General features: G+C 43.0%; 3 protein-coding genes. All 3 read left to right on the top strand.

What is annotated here, in order from left to right; all coding sequences use genetic code 11:
* The first annotated feature begins 76 nt into the window (after positions 1-76).
* Complete coding sequence (locus QUB26_RS31695) at positions 77-457, top strand: hypothetical protein (protein ID WP_333234273.1); 381 nt, start codon at positions 77-79, stop codon at positions 455-457.
* Between the two features lie 42 nt (positions 458-499).
* On the top strand, positions 500-979 hold the full coding sequence (locus QUB26_RS31690) for a hypothetical protein (RefSeq protein WP_333321276.1): 480 nt from the start codon (positions 500-502) through the stop codon (positions 977-979).
* Between the two features lie 376 nt (positions 980-1,355).
* Positions 1,356-1,654, top strand: a 299-nt coding sequence (locus QUB26_RS31685) for a S8 family serine peptidase (RefSeq protein ID WP_333321274.1), incomplete at its 3' end; no start/stop codon positions are given.

Genomic DNA, 1,654 nt, shown 5'->3' with positions numbered 1-1,654 from the left:
TATCCTTTCTCTTCGCTGTGCTTATCTCAACGGTCAACTTTCAATTTGATGTATTTGCCAAAGTGAGATGCACCCGATGAGTGATGAGTTGATAGGTTTCATCCAGACAGTAGGGGTAGAAATTGTTGAAAAGCCAAACGACCCATTTTTTGGATATCTGGGAAGAGGAGATTTATACATTTGGGTTGCTATTAACAATAGAATTGCAGAATTAGAGGGGGAACCAAATGAATTTGAAATAATCAAACAAAAATTAGGTGGTGAACCACACACAGTTATCTTATTAGAAATGTCTAGAAGACCAGGTAATAAGCTCTTGGCTTATGAATTGGCTGCTTCATTGGCGAAACAATGGCCATGTGTAGTTGATAACTTATCGGGCTACGATCGACGTATTATTTCATCTGCAGAATTGTTCGCTCTGCTGGAAAGTGGCTGTGACTTTCAAGGATATTGATTTTTTAAAAAATCAGTAAGTGAGTATCTTGGAGGTCAAAATATGAACCCAATTCTCGAACAACAGCTTTGGAATGCAGGGAAAAATCTAGAAGCATATACCCAAGAAATCTGGCAGGAAATTATTAATGTAATCCTTGATGATTTTCAGGTTTTTATGGGACAGAGTTTTGACCGCGCTCCTGAAATCAACTTAAATATCAAATATCCACATTCCCCATCATTTAATCGATGGATATGGAGTGAAGAACAAGAAAATGCTCCTTTGTATCATACAGCATGGTCGGCTGTTATTGGCGGGGGTATGGTAGGAAATGAAAGTGGGGAAGATATTTTTCACGTTAGTCTTACTCTATTTTTGTTCGACATGAGTAGCAAAAAGCGTTTATGCTTAAAAACAGGTGAGAGCCTCCTTGAATTTGTTTTTGAAAAACAATCCGATAGTCATGGGTGTTGGCGTAGTTTGGGATGGTGTAAGGATGAATGGGGTGAGTGGGAGGATCTTGATTACGACACGGATTAACTTTAAATTTGCATCTCCCCCTCGCGCACAACTTCCTTTGAATTGATCGACCGGGGCGGGCTAGTCATTTTGTGCGCTCAAATCATTGTTGATAGTTTGAGCTGACTCGGGCGCTCGCACACCGGGCACAACTTCCTTTGAGTCGATCGCCTGTTTTTAGGTAATTTTTCTGTTTCCGGCGATCGGCCATTGATTCTGCGGGCGATCGAATTAACGGGATCTCGTCCTTGTTTATCCACCGCGCGATCGACCGGGTGGGCGATCGTACTTTTCTCAATTATCGGCGATCGTACTTTTTTAGATTGCGGGATCTCGCACTTTTCTAGATTAGGGGATCTCGTACTTTTTTAGATTAGGGGATCTCGTCTATTTCTAAATGGTGGGCGATCGACAATACGCCCTTGACAACAACATACTGATTGTAGCAGCAGCCGGTAATGAAGGGGATCTCGCATCCGCACTCGGACAAGCCTCCACAGAATTCGACAACATCATCACCGTCGGCGCATCCGAAAACAACAACCGCAGCGCCTATTCCAGCTACGGAGGCGGTTTAGATATCCTAGCACCAACAAACACTCAAAAAACCGCAGAACAGTCAACAACCGAAACAAAACAAGGCACATCAATAGCAGCAGCCTTCGTCACAAACACCATCTCCCAAATGTGGGCAGC

The sequence above is a fragment of the Microcoleus sp. B4-C1 genome, assembly GCF_036705285.1.
Classification (GTDB): Bacteria; Cyanobacteriota; Cyanobacteriia; order Cyanobacteriales; family Microcoleaceae; genus Microcoleus.
This window is presented reverse-complemented; position numbering and strand designations above follow the sequence as displayed.